Annotated in this window: 21 protein-coding genes and 2 tRNA genes; 15 read left to right on the top strand and 8 right to left on the bottom strand. The window is 60.5% G+C overall.

The features are described 5' to 3' along the window. The first annotated feature begins 118 nt into the window (after positions 1–118). The 10 genes from dnaN (at position 119) to HMPREF3162_RS11750 (ending at position 10712) form a co-directional block, all read left to right on the top strand. Complete coding sequence (gene dnaN / locus HMPREF3162_RS01250; protein WP_176747324.1) at positions 119–1264, top strand: DNA polymerase III subunit beta; 1146 nt, start codon at positions 119–121, stop codon at positions 1262–1264. Positions 1265–1274: 10 nt separating this feature from the next. Further along, positions 1275–2486 carry a DNA replication/repair protein RecF gene (gene recF / locus HMPREF3162_RS01245; RefSeq protein ID WP_070576025.1) on the top strand — a complete coding sequence of 404 codons (1212 nt, stop codon included), beginning with the start codon at positions 1275–1277 and terminating at the stop codon, positions 2484–2486. Further along, entirely contained in the window at positions 2483–2989 is a 507-nt protein-coding gene (locus tag HMPREF3162_RS01240) for a DciA family protein (RefSeq protein ID WP_070576028.1), read from the top strand. The genes recF and HMPREF3162_RS01240 overlap by 4 nt, the downstream gene beginning before the upstream one ends. A 229-nt stretch (positions 2990–3218) precedes the next feature. Further along, positions 3219–5216, top strand: coding sequence for a DNA topoisomerase (ATP-hydrolyzing) subunit B (gyrB, locus tag HMPREF3162_RS01235; protein ID WP_070576031.1), 1998 nt, complete (start codon positions 3219–3221; stop codon positions 5214–5216). A 159-nt stretch (positions 5217–5375) separates the two neighbouring features. After that, entirely contained in the window at positions 5376–7946 is a 2571-nt protein-coding gene (gene gyrA, locus HMPREF3162_RS01230) for a DNA gyrase subunit A (protein ID WP_256282551.1), read from the top strand. Between the two features lie 428 nt (positions 7947–8374). Beyond that, the gene (locus HMPREF3162_RS11865) at positions 8375–8947 is read left to right on the top strand and encodes a DUF3566 domain-containing protein (RefSeq protein WP_083318866.1); all 573 of its coding nucleotides are present in this window, start codon (positions 8375–8377) and stop codon (positions 8945–8947) included. A gap of 130 nt (positions 8948–9077) precedes the next feature. Further along, positions 9078–9151 (top strand) — tRNA-Ile (locus tag HMPREF3162_RS01220). Positions 9152–9312: 161 nt separating this feature from the next. Continuing rightward, positions 9313–9385, top strand: a tRNA-Ala gene (locus HMPREF3162_RS01215). Positions 9386–9794: 409 nt separating this feature from the next. Further along, complete coding sequence (locus HMPREF3162_RS01210) at positions 9795–10409, top strand: hypothetical protein (protein WP_070776656.1); 615 nt, start codon at positions 9795–9797, stop codon at positions 10407–10409. 153 nt (positions 10410–10562) lie between these two features. Beyond that, on the top strand, positions 10563–10712 hold the full coding sequence (locus HMPREF3162_RS11750; RefSeq protein WP_176745920.1) for a hypothetical protein: 150 nt from the start codon (positions 10563–10565) through the stop codon (positions 10710–10712). A 187-nt stretch (positions 10713–10899) separates the two neighbouring features. Here the strand turns inward: HMPREF3162_RS11750 and HMPREF3162_RS01200 are convergent, their stop codons facing one another. From HMPREF3162_RS01200 to HMPREF3162_RS01185, 4 genes are read right to left on the bottom strand one after another with little or no spacing between them, the layout of a single operon-like run. Beyond that, positions 10900–11577, bottom strand: a complete 678-nt coding sequence (locus tag HMPREF3162_RS01200) for a response regulator (protein WP_070776654.1) — start codon at positions 11575–11577, stop codon at positions 10900–10902. Beyond that, positions 11570–12805, bottom strand: coding sequence for a sensor histidine kinase (locus tag HMPREF3162_RS01195; protein WP_070776653.1), 1236 nt, complete (start codon positions 12803–12805; stop codon positions 11570–11572). Before HMPREF3162_RS01195 ends, HMPREF3162_RS01200 begins: the two co-directional genes overlap by 8 nt. 49 nt (positions 12806–12854) lie before the next feature. Further along, complete coding sequence (locus HMPREF3162_RS01190) at positions 12855–14273, bottom strand: ABC transporter permease (protein WP_070776651.1); 1419 nt, start codon at positions 14271–14273, stop codon at positions 12855–12857. Then, entirely contained in the window at positions 14273–15013 is a 741-nt protein-coding gene (locus HMPREF3162_RS01185; protein ID WP_070776649.1) for an ABC transporter ATP-binding protein, read from the bottom strand. Before HMPREF3162_RS01185 ends, HMPREF3162_RS01190 begins: the two co-directional genes overlap by 1 nt. Before the next feature lie 678 nt (positions 15014–15691). Between HMPREF3162_RS01185 and HMPREF3162_RS01180 the strand changes: the two genes are divergently transcribed. Further along, a complete protein-coding gene (locus tag HMPREF3162_RS01180) occupies positions 15692–15880 on the top strand; it encodes a hypothetical protein (protein WP_218079161.1) in 189 nt (62 codons plus the stop codon). A gap of 41 nt (positions 15881–15921) precedes the next feature. Next, on the top strand, positions 15922–16755 hold the full coding sequence (locus HMPREF3162_RS01175) for an aldo/keto reductase (RefSeq protein WP_070776645.1): 834 nt from the start codon (positions 15922–15924) through the stop codon (positions 16753–16755). 119 nt (positions 16756–16874) lie between these two features. On the opposite strand, the gene HMPREF3162_RS11745 is transcribed toward HMPREF3162_RS01175, so the two are convergent. Continuing rightward, the gene (locus HMPREF3162_RS11745) at positions 16875–20084 is read right to left on the bottom strand and encodes a type ISP restriction/modification enzyme (protein WP_070776643.1); all 3210 of its coding nucleotides are present in this window, start codon (positions 20082–20084) and stop codon (positions 16875–16877) included. Positions 20085–20376: 292 nt separating this feature from the next. Next, positions 20377–21141 carry a CBS domain-containing protein gene (locus HMPREF3162_RS01165; RefSeq protein WP_070576061.1) on the bottom strand — a complete coding sequence of 255 codons (765 nt, stop codon included), beginning with the start codon at positions 21139–21141 and terminating at the stop codon, positions 20377–20379. A 219-nt stretch (positions 21142–21360) separates the two neighbouring features. On the opposite strand from HMPREF3162_RS01165, the gene HMPREF3162_RS01160 reads away from it, so the two are divergent. Further along, positions 21361–21984, top strand: a complete 624-nt coding sequence (locus HMPREF3162_RS01160) for a hypothetical protein (RefSeq protein WP_070576063.1) — start codon at positions 21361–21363, stop codon at positions 21982–21984. 116 nt (positions 21985–22100) lie between these two features. Beyond that, on the top strand, positions 22101–22928 hold the full coding sequence (locus tag HMPREF3162_RS01155) for a CPBP family intramembrane glutamic endopeptidase (protein WP_070576066.1): 828 nt from the start codon (positions 22101–22103) through the stop codon (positions 22926–22928). Between the two features lie 9 nt (positions 22929–22937). Here HMPREF3162_RS01155 and HMPREF3162_RS01150 read toward each other — a convergent pair whose 3' ends face one another. After that, complete coding sequence (locus tag HMPREF3162_RS01150; RefSeq protein ID WP_141750247.1) at positions 22938–23654, bottom strand: DUF5808 domain-containing protein; 717 nt, start codon at positions 23652–23654, stop codon at positions 22938–22940. Positions 23655–23829: 175 nt separating this feature from the next. Between HMPREF3162_RS01150 and HMPREF3162_RS11540 the strand changes: the two genes are divergently transcribed. Next, positions 23830–24027 carry a hypothetical protein gene (locus tag HMPREF3162_RS11540; RefSeq protein WP_141750248.1) on the top strand — a complete coding sequence of 66 codons (198 nt, stop codon included), beginning with the start codon at positions 23830–23832 and terminating at the stop codon, positions 24025–24027. 171 nt (positions 24028–24198) lie between these two features. Here HMPREF3162_RS11540 and HMPREF3162_RS01145 read toward each other — a convergent pair. Beyond that, positions 24199–25619, bottom strand: a 1421-nt coding sequence (locus tag HMPREF3162_RS01145) for a cell surface protein (RefSeq protein WP_070776640.1), incomplete at its 5' end; no start/stop codon positions are given.

The raw sequence follows: 25619 nt of genomic DNA, 5'->3' as shown, positions 1-25619 counted from the left end.
TCGTTGATTCGGCGTAAGATCGGCGTGTAATGTTGCTTTCTGCTTATGCCGTGAGTAGTGGCGCAAGCGAAAAGGCTGGAATCCTCGGCGCTGCTGAGAAGAACCGACCAGGAGAGATGTGAACGCTGAAGCTGCTCAGTCCGTGAAGTTCAAAGTGGACCGCGACGTCCTGGCCGACGCCGTCACCTGGACCACCAAGTCGATTCCGCAGCGCCCCGCGGTTCCGGTTCTCACCGGCCTTCTCATCTCAGCTCACGCCGATGGTTCGGTTGATCTTGCTGTTTTCGACTACGAAGTCTCGGCTCGCGCCCGTATTGGCGCCGATGTCGAGGCGGAGGGAACCATTCTCGTTTCCGGTCGCCTTCTTGCTGACATCGCTCGCGCTCTTCCGCCTCAGCCTGTCGTGTTCGAACTCGAAGGGACAAAGGTCAACGTCACGTGCGGGTCCTCGCGCTTTGCGCTCATGACCATGCCGGTGGAGGAATACCCCGCGCTTCCTGCCGTTCCCGAAACCACCGGTGTCATGTCGGCTTCGGACTTCCAGGGTGCTGTCGGGCAGGTCAACATTGCGACCTCGAAGGATGAAACCCTGCCGATTCTCACGGCCATGCGAGTTGAAATCGAAGGTGACCGTGTCACCCTGCTGGCAACTGACCGCTACCGCCTGGCGGTGCGGGAGTTCACGTGGAATCCGCGCAACCCGCAGGTTGAGGCTGTTGCTCTGGTCCGCGGCAAGACGATGGCTGAGGCCGCGAAGGCCATGAGCGGTGACATTGAGATTGCCCTGGCGGAATCCGGTGGCAAGGAGATGTTGGCGTTCTCTTCCGAGGGTCGTGTCACCACGTCGCTGCTGGTCGAAGGTGACTACCCGAAGGTTCGTTCGCTCTTTCCCAAGGACGTCGCAATCTCGGCTGTCATGGAGACAAGCGCTCTGCGCGAAGCCGTGCGCCGCGTGTCGCTTGTTGCCGAGCGCAACAGCCCCATCAAGTTTGAGTTTGCCGACGGTTCGCTGGTGCTGCGCGCTGGTGCCGGTGATGACGCTCAGGCGACTGAAGCTCTGCCTGCAACCATTGAGGGCAGGGAGATCACGACCGGCTTCAACCCCGGTTACATCGCCGAAGGCCTTGCGCAGATCGACACTCCCTTTGTGCGATTCGCGCTCACCGAACCGAAGAAGCCGGTTGTCATTTCGGGCATGACCGAGGCTGACGGCGAAGAGGATACGTCGTACCGCTACCTCCTCATGCCGATTCTGCGATTCTGACGGCGGCCCCATGTGGGTCAGTCGGCTGATTCTGGACCAGTTCCGCTCCTATTCGCGGCTCAATCTTGAACTTGCCCCCGGTGTGACGGTCTTTCTTGCCCCCAACGGTTGGGGCAAGACGAACCTGGTTGAGGCTCTCGGCTACGTTTCGACTCTGCGCAGCCACCGTGTGACAAACGATTTTCCCCTTGTGCGCACCGGCAGCGAACGGGCCGTTGTGTCTGCTCTTGCTCATCGCGGCAAACGGCAGGTCAGGGTCGAGGTCACGATCAAGGCCAAGGGCGCCAATACCGCCCGAATCAACAAGCAGGCCGTGCGGGTGCGCGAGCTTCTGGGCCTGCTGCCGGCGGTTGTGTTCGCTCCGGAGGACCTCGGTTTGGTCAAGGGGGAACCCGCTGAGCGGCGGGCCTACCTCGATGAGCTCCTGGTGGCACTCACTCCCCGCTATTCCGCCGTCATCGCCGATTTCGAGCGAGCTTTGAAGCAGCGCAACGCCCTGCTGAAATCTCTGCGCAAGGCCCGCTACGAAGAGCGTTCGGGCGCGGGGGACGATCCTCTGCGACCCAGCCTGGGCCTTGAAGCGACCCTGGAGATATGGGATCACGCCTTTGCCCGCGCCGCGGCTGCCCTTGTCACCGGTCGGCTGGGTCTTCTTGACCGCCTGGCGCAGCCGCTGGCCGATGATTTCGCCAGACTGGCCGAAGATGCTCGCCCGGAAAGGCGCACAGCGGCGGCGAAGTACGCATCACGCGTTGACTATTCGGTGATCGACCGTTCTCTGCCGGGTGCGCAGCAGGCCATGGAAGACCTCATCCTCGATGAGCTTGGCAAGCGCCGCCGCGTCGAAATCGAAAGGGGTGTCACCCTCGTAGGCCCGCAGCGCGATGATCTTGACCTGCAGATCGGGGCAGCCCCGGCCAAGGGCTATGCCAGTCACGGCGAAAGCTGGTCACTCGCACTTGCTTTGCGTTTGGCCAGCTGGCGAGTGCTGCAGGCCAATCCAGACGAACCTGACGATTCACCCGTCCTCGTTCTCGATGACGTGTTCTCTGAGCTTGACCAAGGCCGCACTCGCAGACTCGCCGACATCATTCAAGAAGCGCAGCAGGTCCTCATAACAACCGCCGTGGCCGGCCATATACCCAACAACCTCGCAGGTGAGATCATCGATCTGACAGCAGGCACCTCGGAAGGTGATCAGGCGGGAGGACAGAGCGGATGAACCAGAAGCTGCCGGTCTCAACCGCCGCTCTCGAAGCGCTGGACCGGATCAGGCGCATGGGCTCGGTGCAGGCGCGCTACAGCGGGTCCCTGCGCAGAGTGCCGCGGGGTATCCGCGAACCGCAGTACTCCGGGGCAGGTGAGGACCCTAGGGATCCCAAGAAGCTTTCGGCAGACCTGTCGGCATTAACGAAGGCCCGCGGGTGGACGTCCTCGATGGATGTCGGATCGCTGCTGGGACGGTGGCCGGAGCTTGTCGGTGAGAACGTAGCCCAGCACTGTGTTCCCGAACTGTGCGAACCGCCGAAGCTCACGGTGCGCGCCTCCTCGACCACATGGGCGACACAGCTGCGGCTGATGCGCGACATGCTGTTGGACCGTCTGGAGCGGGAGCTGGGGCGGCGGGTGATTGACGACATCGAGATCATCGGCCCCAAGCAGAAGTCATGGAAGAAGGGCCGGTTGTCCGTGCCCGGCCGCGGTCCGCGCGACACCTACGGATGATCCACGCTTTCAGGTGCCCGGCGGGCGGCGGCGTGGTGCCAAAACAGAACTTCGCAGCTGCGTGAATCTGTGGCGGCCCGCACAGGCCTCTGAGAGGTCTTCAGACGGCCCGCCCCTCATCGGCGGATCTGAAAATGCGCGGAAACGGCCATTGCGTGCCTGTCACCCGCTGTTTCAAGCCCGAACGCTGTAGACTTGGACGGAAATCTGCACAGATCCGAGGAGTTTCATGGCCGACGAGCACAAACCGCATTACGATGCCGGTGATATCACCGTTCTTGAAGGGCTCGAAGCGGTCCGCAAGCGGCCGGGCATGTACATCGGGTCGACATCCGAACGCGGTCTTCACCACTTGGTCTATGAAATCGTCGACAATTCGGTCGACGAAGCCCTGGCAGGCTACAACGACAGCATCGAAGTGACCATCCTCGCCGACGGCGGTGTGCGCGTGGTCGACCACGGGCGCGGAATCCCCGTGGCCATGCACCCCTCGGAAGGCCGACCGACCCTGGAAGTCGTCCTCACCGTTCTGCACGCGGGAGGCAAATTCGGCGGCGGCGGCTACGCGGTCTCCGGTGGCCTGCACGGAGTCGGTTCGTCCGTCGTCAACGCGCTCTCGCTGCGCATGGACGCGGTTGTGCGCCGTGACGGCAAAGTGTGGCGACAGTCCTACGAACGCGGTGTCCCCACCTCGGACGTGGTGGAGGGCGAAGCCACCGACCAGACCGGAACCGACATCACCTTCTGGCCCGACCCGGAGATCTTCGACACCACTGAATTCAGCTTTGAGACCCTGCGGGCGCGCTTCCAGCAGATGGCGTTCCTCAACAAGGGCCTCAAGATCACGCTGACAGACGAACGCCAGCCCGAAATCGACGATGACGACGTCCAGCTGGAAGACGAAGAGGCAGAAGAGTTCAAGCCGCGTGAAGTCGTATTCAAATACGACAAGGGTCTGCTGGACTACGTGGCCTACCTCAATTCGGCCAAGAAGAGCGAAACCGTCCACGACGACGTCATCGCCTTTGAACACGAAGACAAAGAACAGGCGATCGCCCTGGAAGTGGCCATGCAGTGGACCACCGGCTTCCAGGAGGGCGTGCACACCTACGCCAACACCATCAACACCCACGAAGGCGGTACGCACGAAGAGGGCTTCCGCACCGCACTGACTTCCGTGCTCAACAGCTATGCGCGCGAACAGAGGCTGCTGCGCGAAAAGGACGCCAACCTCACCGGTGAGGACATTCGCGAGGGTCTGACCGCAGTCGTGTCGATCAAACTGGGCGAACCGCAGTTTGAAGGTCAGACGAAGACCAAGCTGGGCAATTCAGAGGCCCGCAACTTCGTCAGCCGGGTAGTGCGCGACGAACTGACCCACTGGCTGGAATCCAATCCCGCAAACGCGCGCGAAGTTGTGCGCAAGGCCGTGCAGGCTTCCCAGGCGCGCCTGGCTGCGCGCAAAGCCCGTGAAGCAACGCGCCGCAAGGGCCTGCTGGAAACCTCCGGCATGCCCGGGAAGCTGCGGGACAACCAGTCGAAAGATCCGACGATTTCGGAAGTGTTCATCGTCGAGGGTGACTCGGCAGGCGGTTCGGCGGTGCAGGGTCGCAACCCGATGACGCAGGCCATCCTCCCCCTGCGAGGCAAGATCCTCAATGTGGAGAAGGCCCGCCTGGACCGCGCTTTGGGCAATAACGAAGTGCAGTCGATGATCACGGCGTTCGGCACCGGAATCGGCGACGAATTCGACATCGAGAAGCTGCGCTACCACAAGATCATCCTCATGGCAGACGCAGATGTTGACGGCCAGCACATCACTACGCTGCTGCTGACACTCATCTTCCGCTATATGAAGCCGCTGATTGAAAACGGCTGCGTCTACCTGGCGACCCCGCCGCTGTATCGCATCAAGTGGTCCAACGCGGATGATGACTTCGCCTATTCGGATGTCGAGCGCGACAAGCTGCTGACAGAAGGCCGTGCAGCCGGCAAGCGTCTGCCGAAGGACCTCGCCATTCAGCGCTACAAGGGTCTGGGCGAAATGAACTACCAGGAACTGTGGGAAACCACGATGAACCCCGAAAACCGTCTGCTCAAGCAGGTTGAACTCGAAGACGCGCTCGTGGCTGACGAAATCTTCACCGTGCTGATGGGTGATGATGTCGAATCGCGCAAGCGCTTCATTCAGGAAAACGCCAAGGACGTCCGCTTCTTGGACATCTGATGCCGGGATGCGCCCCCGGGCATGAGTGCTCGGGCGGCGCAGTTTCGACACAGATCCGCTTAGGCTTCTATCAACGGAGGATCCGGTCAGGTGGCCGAAGAAGACAACAATAACGTAAACGCTGAAGAACAGCACCCGGTCGACGGCGCAGGCACCCAGGTGGCTGCCCGTGTTGAGCAGGTCAACCTCAATGCCGAAATGCAGCGGTCCTACCTGGACTACGCCATGTCGGTGATTGTGGGCCGTGCTCTGCCGGATGTCCGCGATGGCCTCAAGCCGGTCCACCGGCGTGTGCTGTACGCCATGTACGACGGCGGCTACCGGCCGGATCGCAGCTTCTCCAAGTGTTCGCGCGTGGTCGGCGATGTCATGGGCCACTTCCACCCGCACGGCGACTCGGCCATCTACGACGCGCTCGTGCGTCTGGTCCAACCGTGGAACATGCGCTATCCGCTGATCTCGGGTCAGGGAAACTTCGGTTCGGCCGGTGATGACGGCGCGGCTGCTCCGCGTTACACAGAGTGCAAGATGGCACCTCTGTCCCTGGAGATGGTCCGGGACATCGAAGAGGAGACCGTCGACTTCCAGGACAACTACGACGGCCGCAATCAGGAGCCGGTCTACCTGCCGTCGCGCTTTCCGAACCTGCTGGTCAACGGTTCGGCAGGTATTGCCGTCGGTATGGCCACCAATATTCCGCCGCACAACCTGCGCGAAGTTGCAGCCGGTGCGCAGTGGCTGCTGAGCCACCCCGAGGCCTCTAACGAAGAGGCGCTCGAGGCGCTGCTCGGCATCATCAAGGGCCCCGACTTCCCGGGAGGGGCCACAATTCTGGGCCGCCAGGGCATCGAGGACGCCTACCGCACCGGCCGCGGGTCGATTACGCAGCGCGCGGTTGTTGAAGTCGAGGAAGTCCACGGACGCACGTGCCTGGTCGTCACCGAACTCCCCTACCAGGTCAACCCGGACTCGCTTGCAGCGAAGATCGCCAGCTACGTCAAGGACGGCAAGGTTGCGGGCATTGCCGATATGCGCGACGAATCGTCCGGCCGCACCGGTCAGCGTTTGGTGATTGTGCTCAAGCGCGATGCCGTGGCGAAGGTCGTGCTGAACAACCTGTACAAGCACACGCAGCTGCAGGAGAACTTCTCGGCGAACATGCTGGCACTTGTCGACAATGTGCCGCGCACTCTGTCGATTGACGCGTTCTTGCGCCTGTGGGTCAAGCACCAGATCGACGTGATCGTTCGCCGCACCCGCTTCCGCCTGCGCAAGGCCGAGGAGCGCGCACACATTCTGCGCGGCTACCTCAAGGCGCTTTCAGCACTGGACGAAGTGATTGCCCTCATTCGCCGTTCACCGTCGTCTGACGAAGCACGCACCGGACTGATGGAACTGCTCGACGTTGACGAAATCCAGGCAAACGCAATTCTTGACCTGCAGCTTCGCCGTCTTGCAGCGCTTGAGCGCCTCAAGATCGAAGAAGAAGCACAGAAGATCGAAGAGCTGATCAAGGAATACAACCACATCCTTGAAACTCCGGCCCGGCAGCGCGAAATCGTGTCGGAAGAACTCGATGCGATTGTCGAACGCTACGGCGATGACCGTCGCACCCAGATTCTGGCCGGCTTTGACGGGGACATGTCGATGGAAGACCTCATCCCCGAAGAGCAGGTGGTCGTCACCATCACCCGCGGAGGCTATGCCAAGCGAACGCAGACCAACCTCTACCGTGCACAGCGCAGGGGCGGCAAGGGCGTTGCCGGTGCTCGCCTGCGCGGTGAGGACGTAGTCGAACACTTCTTTGTCACATCGACCCACAACTGGCTGCTGTTCTTCACCAACAAGGGCAGGGTTTACCGCGCTAAGGCCTACGAACTTCCCGAAGCTCACCGGGATGCGCGCGGACAGCACGTTGCGAACCTCCTGGCGCTGCAGCCGGATGAAGAGATCGCACAGGTTCTGTCCATTGCCGACTACGATGCGGCGGACTACCTGGTGCTCGCCACCAAGTCCGGCTTGGTGAAGAAAACACGGTTGGGCGAATACGATTCGAACCGCACCGGCGGTGTCATCGCCATTAACCTGCGCGAAACCCCGGACGGCGGAGTGGACGAACTCGTTTCGGCTCGCCTGGTCAACAGCGAAGACCACCTGCTGCTCATATCGAAGAAGGGCATGTCCATTCGCTTCTCCGCGGATGACGAAACGATCCGCCCTACCGGACGCGCCACCTCGGGTGTTACCGGTATGAAGTTCCGGGATGACGATGCCCTGCTCGCCATGGACGTTGTCACCCCGGGAACCGATGTGTTCGTTGTGACCTCTGGCGGCTTTGCCAAGCGCACTCCCGTTGAGGAGTACCGCCTCCAGGGACGAGGCGGAATCGGCATCCGCGCTATCCGCTTCTCTGATCAGCGCGGGGAGCTGGTCGGTGGTCTCATCGTCGAAGATGATGACGAAGTGTTCGTCATTATGGAGCGCGGCAAGATCGTCCGCTCCTCAGTCGCTGAGGTTCCGCAGACCGGACGCAATACAATGGGCGTTGTTTTCGCAAAGCCGGGCAAGCGCGACCGTATTATGGCAGTGACCCGCGGTTCCGGCCACGAAGACGAAGAACTTGACGAAGACGCAGTCGACGAAACTGTTTCGGGCACCTTGGAAGAGGACGCTCTCGCAGTGGAAGGCGACGTGCAGGACTCCGCCGCCAACGGGAGTGATGAGCAGTGAGCAACAGCGAAACGCCAAGCAAGGTCATTCGGACGTCGTCCGGATCAACACGCCTGACAGCATCCAGCGATGCCGATGAGGCCAAATCTGCGGCTGAAACCCCAGAATCAGGATCTCAGCGCAGCAGCTCGGAGTCGTCGACTGCCAAAGGGTCCGCCGGCAGTGCTGAAGGCTCGGCCGAAAAGCCGCAGTCTGCATCAAATCACGGTGCTTCGGGACCGGTGCATTCGACATCGAAGGGCGTGCGGATCGGCGGCAAAAAAGACGGAGCCGAATCTCGTGGCGCTGGCAGCAGTGGTGGCAGCGGCAGTAAGAGTGCCAGCAGCGGTGCCAGCACGAGCAGCGGTCGGGCAGGCACCTCGGCAGCTTCAGCACCTTCGTCCAGCGGAACCGGGAGTTCTCGGCAGGGGGATTCGCAGACTGCGGTCATGAAGACCAGCGGCACGCGGACCACGGCGCAGGGTTCACAGAACGCCACGCAGACCCAGTCGGTCAGTGCATCTGGCGGACCGGGTTCCCATGCAACCGGAGCGGCGTCTGGTTCAGGTGCAGCTTCGCACAGCTCCGCGTCTGGGCCCTCCTCCGTGCAGGCATCCTCGTCGCAGGGCCTGCGGATGTCCGGCAGTGCACAGCGCAAGGGTCCGCGCACCGTGAGACTGGCGGTGGCGAAAGTCGACCCGTGGTCGGTGATGAAGATGACCTTTATGCTGGCACTCGCACTGGGCATCGCCACAATCGTTGTGCTGTTCGTGCTGTGGCTGGTGCTTCACGTGACGGGCACGTTCGGAAATCTGCAGTCTGCGCTTTCTGAATTCGCCGGCGATGAAGGTGCTGACCAGCTGCTGGAGGTGTTCGGGTTGGGCAGAATTCTCAGCTTCGGCGTGATCATCGCCGTGGTCAATGTGATTCTCATGACCGCGCTGTCGACCCTGACGTCGATCATCTACAACATCGGTTCGAGTCTGGTGGGCGGTTTCCACCTGACGCTCACGGACGACTGATCTCCTATTCACAGCGCAGGCCCCGAGTACGCTCGGGGCCTGCGTTTTTGTGGCCAGGTTGGGGCGATCGGGATCGATTTTGCATTGTGGCGAAGCTAGGGCTATAGTTGTTTTTCGGTTCACCCCGAAGGGGCCTATAGCTCAGGCGGTTAGAGCGCTTCGCTGATAACGAAGAGGTCCGTGGTTCAAGTCCACGTAGGCCCACGAACCAACTCAGATCGGAGGATTTCGTGAAGAGATGGTACGGTGCCGCGGCAACAACCGCAGCCGGACTGCTGACAGTCTTGGTTCTTCGCAAGAAGAGGCAAGATGGTCACAGCACTTGGTCTCAGTACACCGACAAGGTAGAATGAGACTCACCTCTTGGGGGTATGGCGCAATTGGTAGCGCATCTGCTTTGCAAGCAGAGGGTTAGGGGTTCGAGTCCCCTTACCTCCACAAATGAAATCCCGAAGCTTCGGCTTCGGGATTTTTTTGTGCTAGGGGTTCGGTGGTTGCCGTTGGGTTACCACTCCCCCGCTGAGGCTTCTGCACTTGCTGCGGGGGTGCCTGCTCGGTTGGGCCGGAATGTGCGCCTTGGCCCGAAGACATGCGTTCAAACTCAGTCCTGAAGATTCGGATTTCGAATTGGTTTATGCCCGGGCCTCTCCCGCTGTCTATCCTGGTGCACGAAGGGAATGCAATCTTCTGGACCTGCCTTTGAGGTGGTGTGGAAGGCCTCGGTCGGCATCGTCCTGTTTTCGCTTTCGTCGTGTTGTGGCGTCGGTGTCGGTGGGGTTGTCGAACCGTGTGGTTCTGGAAGCTGATTTGTGGCTATTGAGGTTTCGTGGAGTTGAAAGGGCGATGGGTGGCTGAGCAGGTGAGGCTTAAGGATGTGCAGTTCCCTTTACAGGTGCGGGTGCGTACGAATCTGTGGGCCCGAGCCTTTGTGTTCGGGGTAGTGATGTGGGTGTTAGCTGTGCCGATCATCCTGGGGGTGCCTTCGGCATTGTTCGAATGGGGCGGCACCAAGCTGCTAACGCTGCGAGTATTCGTGGTGCTTGCATTTCCGGCAGTGTGCCTGTACCAGGTTTACACGTGGATGGCGTGGCGTCGTCCGCGGCATTTGACAGTGACTGAGGATGAGATTCGGACTCATTCGTGGCGAGTCCGCTGGAAGGATGTGAGCTCGCTGTGGTTGCATATTCCGTTCAGCATGAATCCTGACCAGGACAGTCAGGTTTGGTTTGAAATTGAGGATCATGCCTGGACGAATGAGTTGCGCCGGGGGAATCGGTGGGACTCCGGTTACCCGCTCGGGACCGGGGGGCTTTTGCCACGGCGGAATGTAATCAGGACGCAGTTCGCTACGGATCCGCCTATCAATTGGCTGGTTGAGCTGTTCGAGGAGTTGTGGATGCAGGCTCGCGGCGACAACCCGGAAGACGGCGAAAAACCTGACGACCCTGCCGCGCATTGGTGACGTCACAGCTGTGATGGGCGACGGTGTGCGTTGAGGGCATGACGAAGCGCCATGGTGGTTGCGCTGATCTGCCACCTAACTGCCCAGTGCTAGCGGGCTGGCTTGTGTGAGACGACATAGACTCGAACTGAACGCCGATTCCCAGGACGCACCGTGACGCTCACCATTCCCACCATCAACTTTGCCGACGGCACCCCCGTTCCGCTCGTCGGGCTTGGCACCTACGGACTCCAGGGAAACCCTGGAGCCGACGCCGTCGCTTCCGCTCCTACGCGGACGATCCGCTCGTCGCTGATCGTGTAGCTGTCCGACGCTGGTGCCTGGTCGAGGGGTGTGACAGCGGTGTCTCTGTCCATCGTGAATCCATCCAAGAGGACCATGACGACGGCTTCGGTCATCAGGAATGCATAGAAAGACGAGCCGGTCTGGTTGCACAGCGCGTCCCATCCCTGACGTTCGAGCGTAGTCAGGGCGGGCAAGACCCCTGGTGTCATAGCCCTGATTTGTGCCAGAGCACGGCGATCTGGACGCGGTCGCGGAGGTCCAGCTTGCTGAGGATGCGGCTGACGTTGCGGCGTACGGATGCGGGTTCGATGGCGAGGCGTTCCGAGATTTCGGCATTGGATTCGCCGTCGGCGATGAGGCCAGCGATGTCGCGTTCGCGGGGTGTGAGCGGGTCGAGCAGTGCTCGCATCTCGGTCTGTTGGTGGTGTGGGAGTGTGCGTGGGATGCCGCGGTCGAGGACTTGACGGGTGATGCGTGGGGTGAGGATTGCGTCGCCGCGGGCGACGGCTTCGACGGCTGCGATGAGATCGGGTGTGCGGACGTCCTTGAGGAGGTACCCAGAGGCGCCGGCGGTAAGTGCTCCGAAGGCGTAGTCATCTTCGTCGTAGGTGGTCAGCACGAGAACCTTCACGGACGGGAATGCGCGGGTGATCTCACGAGTGGTTTCGATGCCGTCGAGCACCGGCATGCGCACATCCATCAGGATCACATCGGGAAGCGGAGCCGCTTCGCTCCGTCTGGCGGTCAGCAGATTGATGGCTTCCTGGCCGTTGCCGGCTTCAACGGTCACGGTGAGGTTCGGGCTTCGTCGAAGCATGAGCGCGAATCCTCGACGTGCCATGGGCTGGTCGTCGACCAGCATGATGCGCAGCTGGTCAGGCATCGTGGTTTTCCTCGTTCGGCGCGATCGGCAGTTCGGCTTTGACGATCCATTCGTCGGGCTCTCCGGGGCCAGCGGCGAATGTGCCGCCTTGGCTGGTGACTCGATGGGACAGGCGCTGCAGCCCACTGCCCGGTCCGTGGTCGTGGGTGTGGCGCGGATGTCCCTGGCTGCGAATGGTGATCCGCGCGCCTCCGGTCAGGTGGTGGTCGATGGAGATGGATACTCGTTTGAGGGGCTCAGTGTGGCGCACCGCGTTGGTGAGGGCTTCGCGGACGATGCTGAAACCGAGGCCGGCGATGCCGGTGTCGTCGGTGCGTCGTCCGGTCTCGGTCACCGTCACCGGGACGTTGAGGGGGCGGACGCGGTCAGCCACGGCATGGATGTCGTCCCAGCTATGGGCGCGGTGGTGGTCTGGAGCAGGTGCGGCCGGGTTCTCAAGGTGTCCGAGCAGGGAGACGGCACGCCTGGTCTCGTCGAGCCCTTCCCTTGCCCGGGTTTCGATGTCTTCCAGTGATTCGTCGAGTTCCGGGTTCTCTGTAGTGCCTGCGAGACCTTGGGAGAGGGCGATGATGGCGGTCAGGTTGTGCCCGACGCTGTCGTGAAGCTCGGCGGCTACGCGCGTGCGCGCCACGGCCTGATCCCGTTCGGCGGCGATGGCACGGGCGCGCTCGGCATCATGGTGGGACTGCTGGGTGGCTGCTTGCCAGCCGCGCATGCTGCGGGCTCCGCCCCCGGCCAGGATGCTCAGCGCCGCGACGCTGAGCTGACCGGTGAACTCGTCAGCCACCGTCGTCGAGGTTGTCAGCCATGCACTGGCAAACATGCCAAGGCAGGTCGAAGTGACTGAGACCACCACAGCCGCTAGTCCGCAATCTGCGACGACGCGGAACAGCGCAAACAACAGCGGGAAAGTAACGTAGTTGTGCATGCCGATCGCGGACGCCGCCAGGTAAGCGGCTCCGATGACTGCGAGTACCAGCACTGGCTGACGGGGGCTCCACAGCAAGGTCATCCCTGTGATGACCACAGCGATCGTGATGCCCACGGCTCCCGACGTCGACTGGACGAGGTCCAAGGCGATGCCATCACGCGCGCTCCCGGCGAACAGGAGGCGCGCGACCATCAGCGCTTGGAACGCGACGCAGGCGAGAACGATCACCAACCACGCCGTGCCGGCTTCCCGACGCCCGCGACGGGTCTGATCGAACCAGTCCCGAACAGCCTGCACCGCCGCTCCTCTCAGAACTCGACTGCTGATGTTTGCTCTTGCCAGTGTTTCAGACGTGACGCAGACCCGCCGCTGCCTCCCGGCGCAGCCACGGCATCGCCTGGCTGAACTGGACGGCCCACAGCACGAACCAGCACCCCAGGAAGCCCGCGGTCAATCCCAGCCACGGGACGCTCAGCACCACGGATCCCACCAGCGCCAGTGAGCAGGTGACCACCAGCCACGCGACCAGAGCCACCGGAAGCAGCCCCATCCCGGCTGCGCACAGAGCTAGACAGAACGACTGCCACGCGACTAAGCGCGAGACCTGTACGGGGCTCATCCCCGACGCGCGCAGCGTAGTGTGCTCGCGCACCTGGTCGCGGCCGCTGAGCGCGATGACCGCGACGCTCGTCGCAGTCGCCATCACGCAGAACAGCCCCAAGAGAAGAGAGACGTCGGTCAAGTTCGGGTTCTCCAGCGGGAATCCCGCTCGTGCCATCACGGCTAGGTAGGAGCCGGTTGCGGTGAAGATGACGCCGCCCAGTCCGATCGCTGCCGTCAACGGTGCGATCGTGTTTGCGTTCATCGCCGCCTGCGTCTGGGCCGAGCGCGCCGCCACCTGTCCCACGGGGACACGAAAGAGACGCAGCACCCGGTGCGCGACGCTGAGCGCGACATGCACCAGAGCGGGTCCCGTCACGTACACTGCAGCGGCGCTCAACCCGCCGACCCACGTCGCCGCATTCACCATTGCCGTGGTCGACCGCCCGACCTGCGCAGGATCCAGCGTTCGGGCCGTGGCGACCGCCATCGCTACAGCACAGGCCAGCAGCAGGCCTCCAACGAGCCATCGCCCCCACGCACGCCGGCTCCGAACAGCCGCGGGCCCACGCAGCGCTTCAACGGGCTCCACCAGCGCCGCACGATGCGAAGGCCAGGCAGCCCCCAGCAGACAAGTCACCACCGAGACGACAAGCGCTGAGCCGCCCGCCACAGCGCTCGGCCTGAAGGGCGGTGGAACGAAATCACCGGTGCCGCCCGGAAAACTCGCACCGGCAATCTCATTGAACCACGGCACCACGAGAGAGCTCAGCACCGATCCGAGCACCACCCCCGGAACAGCCCCGAGAACACTCGCCAGACCTACCAGCGCCCACAGGCAGGCGCAGACCTGTCGGGGCGAGGCGCCCATCAGCCGCCACTGGGCGAACGTGCTGCGGGTGCGCTCCACCGTCGCGGAGCCCACCACGGTCAGCGAGCACACCGCGAGCAACGCGATCACCGTGTAGATCGTCATCGAGACCATCGCGAACTCTTCGCCGTCGAGACCTGATCGCCGGGCAGACTCCAAGAACGCAGTGCTGGTGGTCCACGCGAACTGATTCGTACACGCCGTGATCAGTACATTCACCGCGGCGACCACGCCCATACTAGGCACCCAGGCGGCCCAGTCGCTGCGGAGGATCTGCACCACATGACGCAGCATCACCGCGCCTCCCGCCCAAGCGCCGGTTGACGCATCCCGGCCAGCACCTGACCGGCATCCAACCCGGAACCCACCCCGGTGATCGACCCGTCACGCATGAACACCACCCGATCAGCACGGACAGCGGCATCCACGTCATGGGTTACCATTACCACCGTAATCCCTTCATCCGCGAGCTCCCGCAGAACCTCCAGGACATAGCGTGAATTGGCGCTGTCCAACGCGCCCGTCGGCTCATCGGCGAATACAACAGCGGGTCGGAGAAGCAGTACACGGCACAGCGCCACTCGTTGTTGCTCCCCGCCGGACAGCGCCCCCGCGGCTGATTCTGCCTTCGCCGCCAAGCCGAAACGTTCCAACAGCCGAGTAAGGACCCGGCGGTCGACCCGCCTGCCGGCCAGAGACAGCGGTAGGGCAACGTTCTCCTCGACGCTGAGGTAGCTCACAAGGTTGTACTGCTGGAACACAAACCCGACCCGAGACCGCAGAAACGTTGCCCGGGCCTGGCGAGACATCGCATAGAGGTCTCGCCCCTCGACCAGAACCTGACCCGCGGTAGGAGCGTCCAACCCGCTCAAGCAGTACATCAGCGACGTTTTTCCCGCGCCGCTGGCACCCACGATCGCCGTCAACGACCCCGGAGAGAACGCCACCGAACACTCCCTCAAGACCCAGTCGCCGCTGGCGGTCTGCCGTCCCACAGCAACAGCGCTCACCGAGCTAACATCGTTCGTCTGCACCCGTCACTCCTTTCGACACCAGCCCTCCGTCCGAAGGCCTACAACAACCAAAGCCGTCTACCCAACCTCGTGTCACGCCAAGAGAAGAAATTGTCATCACCAGTGGACAGAACCAAAGCCCAGAGCCGCGCAGGCAGCCTACTGTTCGACTGCCATGCGTATCGCGCATCACGACGCCGGTGATGATCAGGTGTGTGCCAACTGTTGTCCCCGCCGTGTAACTAAATCTGTCGCTTACGCGGTCCAGTGAAGCCCCTTGCTCATACGTGGCAAGCATCAGCCGAATCTCGCTGGTCCATGGTGAGTGGTTGTGGAGGATGACACTGTGTTCTAGCAGGAGGCGAGCGAACCGCTCGTGTCCAAGGCCGACCTCGCGGGCCATGACTTTGAGGGACCCGCCGGCAGCGTAGGCAGCTTCCGCTCGTTGAAAAAGGCTCCGGCGTCGCGGCCCGTGCCGTCGAGAGCGGATCGACTGGTGTACTCGCACCAGCTGGATCACCGGTGGGGCAAGGTTCTACAAACCTCCCGCTAGGCCCATAAGTCAGATCCCGGAGCTTCGGCTCCGGGATTCTTTGTACCTTGTGGTTCTGGAACAAGGTCTGCAGTTGATGACGGTTCTCGCAGTTGAAACGACGATGGATGGCTGAGTAAAACGTGGAGTATGTAAGTCTCAAGGATGTGCAGTTCCCGTTGAGGGTGCGGTTGCGCGCGAATGTGTGGCCGCCGGCTTTCGTGATGGCGGTGGTGCTGTGGGTGCTATTCGTACCGATCATCCTGGGGCCGCCGCCGTCGCTGTTCGAGTTGTTCGAAGAGCTGCGCACGCGGGCTCGTGGTGAGACACCGGAAGAACCGACCGTGCATGGGTGACGGCATAGACTCGAACTGAATGCCGATTTCCAGGAGGCACCGTGACGCTCACCATTCCCACCATCAACTTTTCCGACGGCACCCCCGTCCCGCTTGTCGGGCTTGGCACCTACGGTCTGCAGGGCAACCCTGGAGCCGGCGCCGTTGCTGCCGCCCTCCGGCAGGGCTACCGTCTGCTCGACACCGCCGCTCAGTACAACAACGAAACTGCTGTCGGCGAGGGCATTCGTCGAAGCGGTGTGGCGCGCGATGAGGTGCTCATCACGACGAAGGTGGCTGGCGGCAGTCACGGTCGAGCAGCGACGCGCACCGCCGTCGACGAATCCCGTCGCCGCCTGGGCGTCGACACAATCGATATCGTGCTCATTCACTGGCCGAATCCGTCGCGCGGGCTCACTGTCGAGACGTGGGAGACCCTCGTGCAGCTGAAGGAGAAAGGAGTCATCACCCACATCGGTGTGTCAAACTTCCGTCCCGAGCAGCTCACCGAGCTGCACGATGCCACCGGGGTGTGGCCGGCGATGAACCAAATTCAACTCTCCCCCGCGCTGGCCCGCACTGAGGCTGTCCGCTTCCACGCTGAGCACGGCATCGTCACCGAGGCGTGGGGCCCGCTGGGCACGCGTGAAGGCCTGCTCGACCAGCTCGTCGTTCACAAGATCGCTGGCAAGCATGGCGTCGACCCCCGCCAGGTGGTGCTGAAGTGGATTGTTGATCGAGGCATCGTCGTGATTCCAAAATCGAAAGATCCACAGCGTCAGGCCACGAATGCCACCTTCAATTTCGAGCTAGACGGCAATGACCGCGCGCTGCTCGCCACACTCGATCTCGGGGAAGAACGCGCCTGGGACAGCCGCGAGCACGAAGAATGGTGAGGTTCGTGACGAGTTTCACGCGCGGGCGGCTCGGTTACAGCACGTCCTGAACCCCGGTCTGACCGGACCTTCAGAGATAGCATCGCCCCGGTGGAACCGATCCATCGGGGCGATGTGTGTCAGAAGCTGAATGTGCCCTGTCCGTACTCTCGTTCAATCGTCTTGGGCACTTTTCTCTGATCGTCGGTCGGCTTAGGTAGCTCGTCCGGCGTGAACAGGTCTGACTCAACGATGGCTTCAAGAAGCTCCATCTGTTGTTCACCTAGTTCAACTGTTCTGGTGAGGACACGAAGCAGATCGAGAAGCTCGTCGTTCCACTCGTCTTCCCACTCAGTGGGCCGAATTCGGTCAAGTGGCGTTGCAGCTTTTCCTGCAGCACGACCGATCCCTTTTCTAGTGCGGGAACCCAACCACTTGCTCAGAACGTTCATTCCCGAAACGTTGAAGTCCCATACCTCCGGACGAACTCCCTTGATGAGCCCGGTTCCGATGTGGAGCTCCTGGGATGCGCGGTCGTAACTGATCGACTTCATCGACTCGGGAAGAGCCGTTACTGACTCTTCCCACGACAGCCCAGGAATTCTAGGCACCACGCCGACAGGCCGATCGTCACTGACGAAACGTTCGCCGTATGTCTGTAACCACAACAGTTCTTCACCAAGCACCACAGCACGGTCGAAGAGTTCTCGGCTCTTGGTCATCGGAACGCGAACTGGAGAGGATCCAAGCGGCTCCTGAAACATCTGGCTGTACCCATCGTGTGCGACCAAAGCGAAACAGTAGGCCAGCAAGTCTTCGGGTGAGACCTCTCGACCCAACCCGTCCTTCAGGTGCTCAAGGAGACCACTTGCGATATTGGGTTGAAGACACTCAGCGTCTCGATAGAGAGGGATGACGTCTTTACCTCCTCGATTGCAGTAACAGTGCAAATCGGGGACTGCGGTTGAAACCGTAGCCGCCGGACCATCGCTGATTCGTGCGGACCAGGGTGAAACCATGAACAACTGTTTGGGCGACAAGGATTGCCATAGAGCCGGGCTGTCTGTCTTTGCTAAACGAGGGTCATCAAAAGTCCATTGCCTGTCAAACGATCGCCAGCCAAGACGAACTAACGGTTGGTATTCAGCATCAACTGGAAGATCTGCGATCTTTGGTAGTGACGACACCTTCGTGAAAATGTTTCTACCAGTCTTTGAGGTGACAAACTTCTCGGCGCGTTTCGACGCTGACTCGTCAGCGAGAAGTTCTCGCCAACGTCGAGATAGCACGTTTCTTGAGGGGGCAACGGGCCAAAGACGGTTGTACTTGATCCCCGGTTGACCCCAAGGAAATAGATCCAGTAGCTGAACGTAATTGAACCAACCGTGAACGGCAGGTTCCGGGGCAAGTTTTTCGCCGTTGGGTGCAGACACCAGCGTCCATCCTTCATCGTCCGAGTGGAGACGATCGATTTTGTCCAGCTCCGCGAATTTTTCTTCACGTGTTCCATGAACGCGGCGATAGTAGACGTCCGCTGTCTTACTAGCCTTACCTGACTTCACAAGTGTGACAATCGCTACCGGAGACTGGATATCGAAGATATTTTCTTCTTTCCGAGCACCGCGTCCCTCGCCGCCGAGATCGATGACCCAGATGTCATTCGCAGTGTCGACTGCGAGTTTTCGTAACCCAACGAATGCGGGTCCATCCAACCACGACGACGCCGTGATGAACGAGATGACAGCTTGGTCTTCAGGGGCTTGCTGGAACGCCTTCCAGATAGCCCATCGCCAGAAGTACACGTACAGGTTGTACAACGATGCCTGGGCCGAGAAGATAACGCCATTCTCTTTTGCCGGATTAATCACATCGTCGAACAGCGGATCGTTGTTGGAGTCACCTGACTCAACCCATCCACCCATACCGGCAGTACCACGATCGTAGGGTGGATTACCAATCGCCACAGTGATCTTCTGCTCCGCCTTGATCTTCCGAGCTTTCTCGGCAGCTTCAGCCAGAATTCGCGCGTCACCGAACAGGCCTCTGCGTGTGGGCATGTGTGGATCCTCCAACGTGTCAGTGAGGTAGACGCCGATATCACTGTCTTGGAAGATCTGATTCACGTTGTGGACCAGGCGTTCACCGATACGCAAATGTGCGACCGCGAACGGACCTGGAAGGATTTCGAACGCCAGGAGGTTCTTCGTCAGATTGCGAGCCACTTGCTCAACGCCCGCCTTACCACGCTCATCATGGGCAACATCGCACGCTCGATCGATCACCGCCAGGGGGTAAGTGCCGCTACCGGCAGCAGGGTCGAGAGTGACAACTGATTTTGAACCAAAACCGAGTCTCTGTCTGAATCTACGGCGAAGGATGTCGTCAACGATCCTGACTTGGCAGTTCACCACACTTGTCGGGGTGTAGTAGACGCCAGACCTCTTGCGCGCCTCGGGATCGTACTTCCCCAAGAAGTCTTCGTAGAACCACAGCCATGCCTCACCACGCGAATCCTGGGCTGACCTGATTGCCTTGGTGTCCATGCTCGAAATCAGGCGAACGATCGCTTCCAATTCCGGGTTGATGTATTCGATGAGTTCAGGGATTCCAAGCACAGGCCCGAGCGCAGCAGCCAAGACATTGCGGTTCCCGATGCTGAGAGTGTCTTTCGCCTCCAGCAGTGTCACAATCCCGTCATGGTCTCGGTCAGCTTGCCCGGTGAGTCCGGCAATTGCCATCGAGTAGGCGATCACCTGTGCAACATCGCTGGAGAACTGTTCGGACGAGGTGGTCATGTGGACCGTCTGGTCCCACGCCTCTTTTGCTTCAAGCACCTCTCGACGTTTGTTCTCCAACCCTTCGTCAAGGCGGAGGCGCATGAACTTGGCCAAAGGAGCCAAGCGTGATGCAAGCTGGCTGACCCTCTTGATCGGGGTCGGTTTCATCGCCACGAACAACTCCAACATTCGTTGAAGCTCACTCGGGTCCCACTTGTCAGGGCTGCCAATCGGAAGTGTCGCAGTCGAGATAACTGAGCCAGTTCGATAAAAGTATGCTTCTTCACCGTTCGACACGATTAATGCATCAAGCTCTGCGAGAAGCGACCACTGATCCTTCTCACGACCGCGCCACTTCTCTCCCACCAGGGTGTGTTCCGGAGCTTTCAACTCAACCCACCCGCATGGCCTCCCGTTCAAAGTCACGGCAAAATCCGGTCGAACGCCGTCCAAGTGTGCTTCACGGATCAGGCCCATGTCACCGATCCCAAACACTTCGGACAGAGCCTTGAACAGGTTGGACACCGGAACCGTCAGTTGAGCCTCTGGATCAGCAGCAATGCTGTGTCTCATAGCACTTTGAACCTGGGTCGAGTATTCCAGCTAGTTTCAGAATCTGTTCGCCATCGACGGCCATACCAACACCCCGCTGTCAAGTTGTTTGTTTATCAACCCATTATTGACAATTCGCTGATTGAAACGGTGGATCAGCACGCACTGCCCCTCGTCACAAGCCTTTGTTACTCGACGGTGGAGTCTTTCCGGATGACGAACTCGTGGGTAAGGAACTGGTCAGGGGACCTCTACGGTCACGTGAGGCGTAAGCCGCCGAACCACACCGCCGAACCACGCCGACCACTGTGAATCATCGACGTCTATTCTCTATCGACGTCTCCTTGAGAATCCTGGACACGTCAAAGCGTGTGACCAGTCCTTGGAGCTGGCCGGTCTTTTTGCCATCGGTCGTGATCAAGCAGGCAACAGGTCCATCGGCAGAGCCCAAATCACTGCAGACTTCGTGGACTGGTGTGGTGGGTTTGTAGAACTTCACCTTCTCGTTCTCCTCAGCACACTCCAAGACCTCTGCAACGGTGACTTTCTCAGCCATCAACACTCCGTCAATATCGATGTGTTTACTGAGCCAGCGCGCCATGGCATTGGTGGTGAACAAGCCGATGTACTGCCTACCGTCATAGACAGGCATCTGGGAGATGTTGTATTTGATGACCTCGGCAGCTGCATCGGCCAATGAATGAATGGAGGACAGCACATCAACGTCTTTGATCATGTGGTCCTTCACCTGCGGCGCCTGCCTGATCTGTTTCTCTAGGGTTTCGATCAACTCGACTGTGTCTTTACGCGGTATCGCAACAGGCATCCCCTGTTTGCGGTCACCGTGTTGAATCGCGTTACGGAGGTCTGCCAGCGTTTTCAGCATCCTGAAGTTCCTCCGGACAACCGGATCTTTCTGATCATAGGCAGTGCGTATTGCTTCACCGATGCCCTTAAACTCGCGGTTGTATCTTTTCGAGAGGATCTCCACGATCTCCTCGACAGCGGAAAGGAATCGATCAAGCAGCTCGGTTGGTTCGAGGGTTGGCGTCACAACATAACCTTTCGTCATTGACATTAAGTCATCTCATTATCCGAATTACGCACCTAAGCGCTCGACCAGTGGGGATCCGTCTGGATCAGTGAGTGTTCGGGTCTTGGCCAAACCCGTATCTCGTACCCTCTAGCGCCGCAGTTCATGTGACACCTGATGTCGTGGTAGTCCCTCTTCTAAAGGAGGGTGTAAGTCGATAGCGTCTAAGCAGACACTTATGAGCGTTCGAGGGAGGCCCCGCCAATGCCAGCCGACAACATCCCTAAGTCTTGGGACTTATTCAATGAGTTTTTGGAGGGGCTGGACGATCGTCGTCAAGAAGAAATTCGAGGTGCATTCCCACGGTTCCAGGCACGCTATCGTGCTGCGCGAAGTATGAAGATCGAGCTCGATGGTTATGTCACCGAGGACACGCCTTCAGGTTATGTGGCAATTATTCGCTGCGGGATGGCCTACTCGGTGCTCGAATCGCTGGAGAAGGCGATCAATGGATACACGAAGATAGCCAAACGCGAACCAGACCACCCTCAACGGAGAGTTCGAGTTGAGTCGCCGGAGATTGCGAACTACTACAGGGCCGACGGGAGTAAGCGGCTGCGGGACGCCATGAACAAGCACCTTGACAGCAACAAGTTGGTTGCGAAGCTCACAGAGCTAGAGGCTTCTGGCGATGATGTGACCCCGTTGGCTGCAGGGATTCGTCACCTCGCTTTCCATGGAGTCTTCACGCCCGGAACAATTGGGTACAAACGCATGGGGAAGAACGCCAGCGTCGCAAAGCTCATGGACCAGTTGCCCGCGGTGATACTGGACGCGACGGATGACCATTTCACTACCTGGTGCGCATTGATTAAAGCTCACGCTTGAACCCGGAGATATTCCACCACCGCTGTGGGTTTCGGCTGCGCCGATGATCCTGGGGCCCCGTCGTTGTTATTCGCCGGGAAGAAGCGCAGACTTCTGACCCCGCTCGGGGAGGTGCCATGAAAGACCTCGTCCGCCATCGTCCCGTTGTCGCTTTCTTCGCGTTGGCATACCTCGGATCGTGGTTGGGATGGTCGCCGTGGTGGCTCTCGGAGAGTGGCATTGGGGTTCTGCCGTTCAGGATGCCGTTTGCGCTTATTGCTCTTGTCAACCAGGTTGGCCTTTGTGCGGGTCCCTTCGCCGCAGCACTCATTGTGACTCGGGTTCTCAAGGGACCAGGAAGCACGCGGGCATTCCTCGCTCGAGCCTTATCGTTTCGGGGCCGGCCTACCCCGTATGTGGTCGCGCTTGTTGTGGTGCCGCTCGCTGTCGCAGTGCCCTACCTCTTTCTGGAAGCCGAAGTTGGTGTCGAAGGACTGACGGTCTCGACACTCGTGACCACCCTTGTTACGTACCTCGTCTACCTCGCGGGAGGCCCGCTCCAAGAGGAGCCGGGATGGCGCGGCTTCGCGCTTCCTCGCATGCAGGAGTCGATGCATCCGCTCGTGGCGGCTGTCGGCCTCGGAACAGTCCACACCCTTTGGCACGCCCCACTGTTCCTCACCGATGAGTGGGACACCGCACGTTCCGATGCGGGTCAGTTCGTCGCCTATTTGCTGCTCGTCGTAGCACTTTCGATCGTGCTGTCTTGGGTGTTCAACACTTCCGGCGGCAGTTCAATCCCGGCAATACTGGCCCATAACTCTCTCAACTGGGGACTGCTGTTGGCGGGGAATCTGCTTGGTTCCCCGATCGTGAATACGTGGCCGGCAGCGGTTGCTCTGACGGTGCTCGCAGCAGTGATCCTGGGCTTCACGCGTGGGCGGCTCGGTTACAGCACGCCCTGACCCCGATGCTCACTGTGCTAAGACGGTGATCACCAGAGCGATTGTCGCCAAGACGAGCAGAGCGACCACGCCCATGAACACCATGCCTCCGGGATGGCCGATGTTGACGGTGAGCCCGATGCCGTTGCGCTTCTCGACCCAAACCCGCGGGTCTTGGCGGTTTTCATAGAATATGCCCCACCTCCACAGGTGGTCGTCATCGGGTGACTGGGGGCCGGATTCTTTCGGTGCTGCTGTCAGTGCGCGGTGGTGGCAGAAGCTGTCGATTATGAGCCAGATGATCGGAACCGAACTGGCAGCCGTCAACGCCCAGATAGCCCACGAGATTCTGGAAGGTTCGAGTTCGATGACTGGTGCGAAAGCCACGACGCTCATCAGGATTGCAGAGGCGAGTGTGAGCGCTGCCAGCGTGCGCTGCACGGTCTTCCCTCTTGCCCGCTGTAACTCCTGGGCAGCCTTGGGGCGTCCGTCCGGAAAATGGGTTTGCTGACGTCGACTCAGAATGACGCACACCATCACCATCACGAGGGTGCTGCCAAGGGAAATCAAGGGCAGCAAGAGCGCGCTGACCCCGCTGATCGCCATCACGATGACCGTGGCAAGAGAAATGCCGACGGCGAAGATGAGTACGGGCCACAGCGGCTTGGCTGGCTGCCCGGGTGTGACTGACGGGGATGCCTGAACGGATACGTCGTCATACCACCCCTGTTGTGCCTTGGCTGTCATGATCGGTTTTCGGCACACGGCGAACGCAAATATCGTCCAGCAGACATAGCCCAACAGGATTAGCACGCTCAGTTCCGGCAGTTTCCAGGCTGCGACCATGCCAGCGGCCGCCACGAGTCCGCCAACTACAACCCAGAGTCTGTACCGACGGACTGCGCCGCGTACAGCAGGGTCATTGACACGATCGCTGGGAACGCTCACTCCCAACGGGACCGTGGGGCGTGACATCTGCGGTGTTGCCGCTGAAACCGCCATCGTCAAGCCCAAACACGCGAGCATTATGACCATCATCCAGATATCCACTGATCCTCCTCCGGCACGTTCAGGGATCCGACCCGTGGACGTCCGTTTCTCCGCGGACCACGCGGGGTGACCTGAGCTTGGCCTACCATCTGCGCGGAAAATCTGTGCCATAGACCCTAGTACAGATGGCACAAAAGGGCTGGCGGTCCGCGGACTGCCGAAAGGGTGGAAAGCGAACGGCCGGCCGGGCTTTCGCCCGACCGGCCAGGAGAGAGTCAGTGCAGGAACTCCTGCGCTTTGCTTAGATTCGGCGACCAGAAATGATTACGGCCACTCCACCGACTGCAAGCAGTGCGATGCCAGCAAGCCCAACTGCCAGACCGGTCGCACCGGTGCGCGGCAGGCTGCCGGATGCGGAGGAGCTGGGCTTCGTGCCGTTGTCCTGAGAACCTGAAGTTCCCGAGGTGCCGGGCTTGTCAGCTCCAGGAGCTTCCGCACCGGGCTTCTGGTCTTGAGGGTCCTTGGCTTCCGGCTTGCCCTTGTCGTTTTCGCCTGCTTCAGGAGCCTCTTCGGGGTCCTTAGCGTCCGGTTCGTTCCCTTCGGGGTCCTTGGCTTCAGGGTCCTTAGCCTCGGGGTCCTTGGGCTTGTCGCCGCCGTCGTCCGGGGTGTCGGGTGCTTCGGGTTCGTTGGCTTCGGGATCCTTCGGGTCCTGCGGTTCCGGATCCTTGGGGTCGTTAGTCTCGGGATCCTTGGGGTCGGTCGGCTTGTCGCCGCCGTTTTCCGGGGTGTCAGGAGTTTCCGGTTCCTTCGGATCCTGCGGTTCGGGGGCTTCCGGTTCCTTGGGCTCTTCTGCCGGGAACAGGGTGTTCATCTGTTCGTCGGTGAGGTTGATGTTGGAGCGGTGCAGAACCGTTTCGTCGTTCGGGTTGCCGTGGGCTACCCATACGACGGTGTCGTAGTCGGTGTCCTTGTTCAGTTTGTCTGCTGCTGCGGTCGTCTGGGCGTCGAGCTTGCCGTCCTTGATGTTGCTGCTGGGAATGTGCTCAACGGCAACCGGTTCCTTCGACGACTTTTCTGCTGCAGCCGACCTAGCGGACGGACGTGACAGTTCGATTTCGCTGTTCTTGACCTTACGGTCGACAATTGCGACGTAGACACCGTCGGCATCCCGGCCAGTGCTGGCCTTGGGCAGCACGCCGTAGCCTTCGCCGGTCACATTGACCGTCAGGCCCTTGTCAGAAACAGAGGGCTTGCTCTTAGTGGTGTTCTTAATCGTCTCCTCATCGACTTGCGGTTCAGGCTCTTCGGCCGTGTACTTCACGGTGAGAGCAGTGGGCTTCTTGCGTGGGTCCGCAGCTCCGCCGGAGGTGTACCAGTACTGGGTCTGGCCGGTCTGTACGTTGTAGTCCACCCAGCTGCGGGGGAATGAGCCCCAGCCGTCTTTTTCTTTGTTCTGGTCTGGCTGTCCGCTGTCGATGCCTTCGTAGTCCGGGGTGACGGTGAAGCCGTTTTCATCGAGCTCGACCGTGTTGTTTTCGAAGTCGGCGATGGTGCCTTCAACGGGGTTGAGCTTTTCCCACTTGGATAGGTCCTCCATGTCGGTGCCGTAGCCGGAGAAGGTGCCGGTGAGCTTGCCCTTGCCGTTCTTCACCTCGAGCTTGGGGTCACTCACCGACCAGTAGGTGTACCCGGAGTAGTACACCAGGGTGAACGAACCCTCCC

The sequence above is a fragment of the Brevibacterium sp. HMSC07C04 genome, assembly GCF_001815905.1.
In the GTDB taxonomy this organism is placed as follows: domain Bacteria; phylum Actinomycetota; class Actinomycetes; order Actinomycetales; family Brevibacteriaceae; genus Brevibacterium.
This window is presented reverse-complemented; position numbering and strand designations above follow the sequence as displayed.

Bases quoted from the DNA above. Each gene is read 5' to 3' on its own strand.
- recF (WP_070576025.1), top strand. From the start codon at position 1,275: ATGTGGGTCAGTCGGCTGATTCTGGACCAGTTCCGCTCCTATTCGCGG.
- HMPREF3162_RS01155 (WP_070576066.1), top strand. From the start codon at position 22,101: ATGAAAGACCTCGTCCGCCATCGTCCCGTTGTCGCTTTCTTCGCGTTG.
- HMPREF3162_RS01150 (WP_141750247.1), bottom strand. From the start codon at position 23,654: ATGACAGCCAAGGCACAACAGGGGTGGTATGACGACGTATCCGTTCAG.
- HMPREF3162_RS11865 (WP_083318866.1), top strand. From the start codon at position 8,375: ATGAAGACCAGCGGCACGCGGACCACGGCGCAGGGTTCACAGAACGCC.
- HMPREF3162_RS01160 (WP_070576063.1), top strand. From the start codon at position 21,361: ATGCCAGCCGACAACATCCCTAAGTCTTGGGACTTATTCAATGAGTTT.
- HMPREF3162_RS11745 (WP_070776643.1), bottom strand. From the start codon at position 20,084: ATGAGACACAGCATTGCTGCTGATCCAGAGGCTCAACTGACGGTTCCG.
- gyrB (WP_070576031.1), top strand. From the start codon at position 3,219: ATGGCCGACGAGCACAAACCGCATTACGATGCCGGTGATATCACCGTT.
- HMPREF3162_RS01200 (WP_070776654.1), bottom strand. From the start codon at position 11,577: ATGCCTGACCAGCTGCGCATCATGCTGGTCGACGACCAGCCCATGGCA.
- HMPREF3162_RS01190 (WP_070776651.1), bottom strand. From the start codon at position 14,273: ATGCTGCGTCATGTGGTGCAGATCCTCCGCAGCGACTGGGCCGCCTGG.
- HMPREF3162_RS01165 (WP_070576061.1), bottom strand. From the start codon at position 21,141: ATGTCAATGACGAAAGGTTATGTTGTGACGCCAACCCTCGAACCAACC.
- HMPREF3162_RS01240 (WP_070576028.1), top strand. From the start codon at position 2,483: ATGAACCAGAAGCTGCCGGTCTCAACCGCCGCTCTCGAAGCGCTGGAC.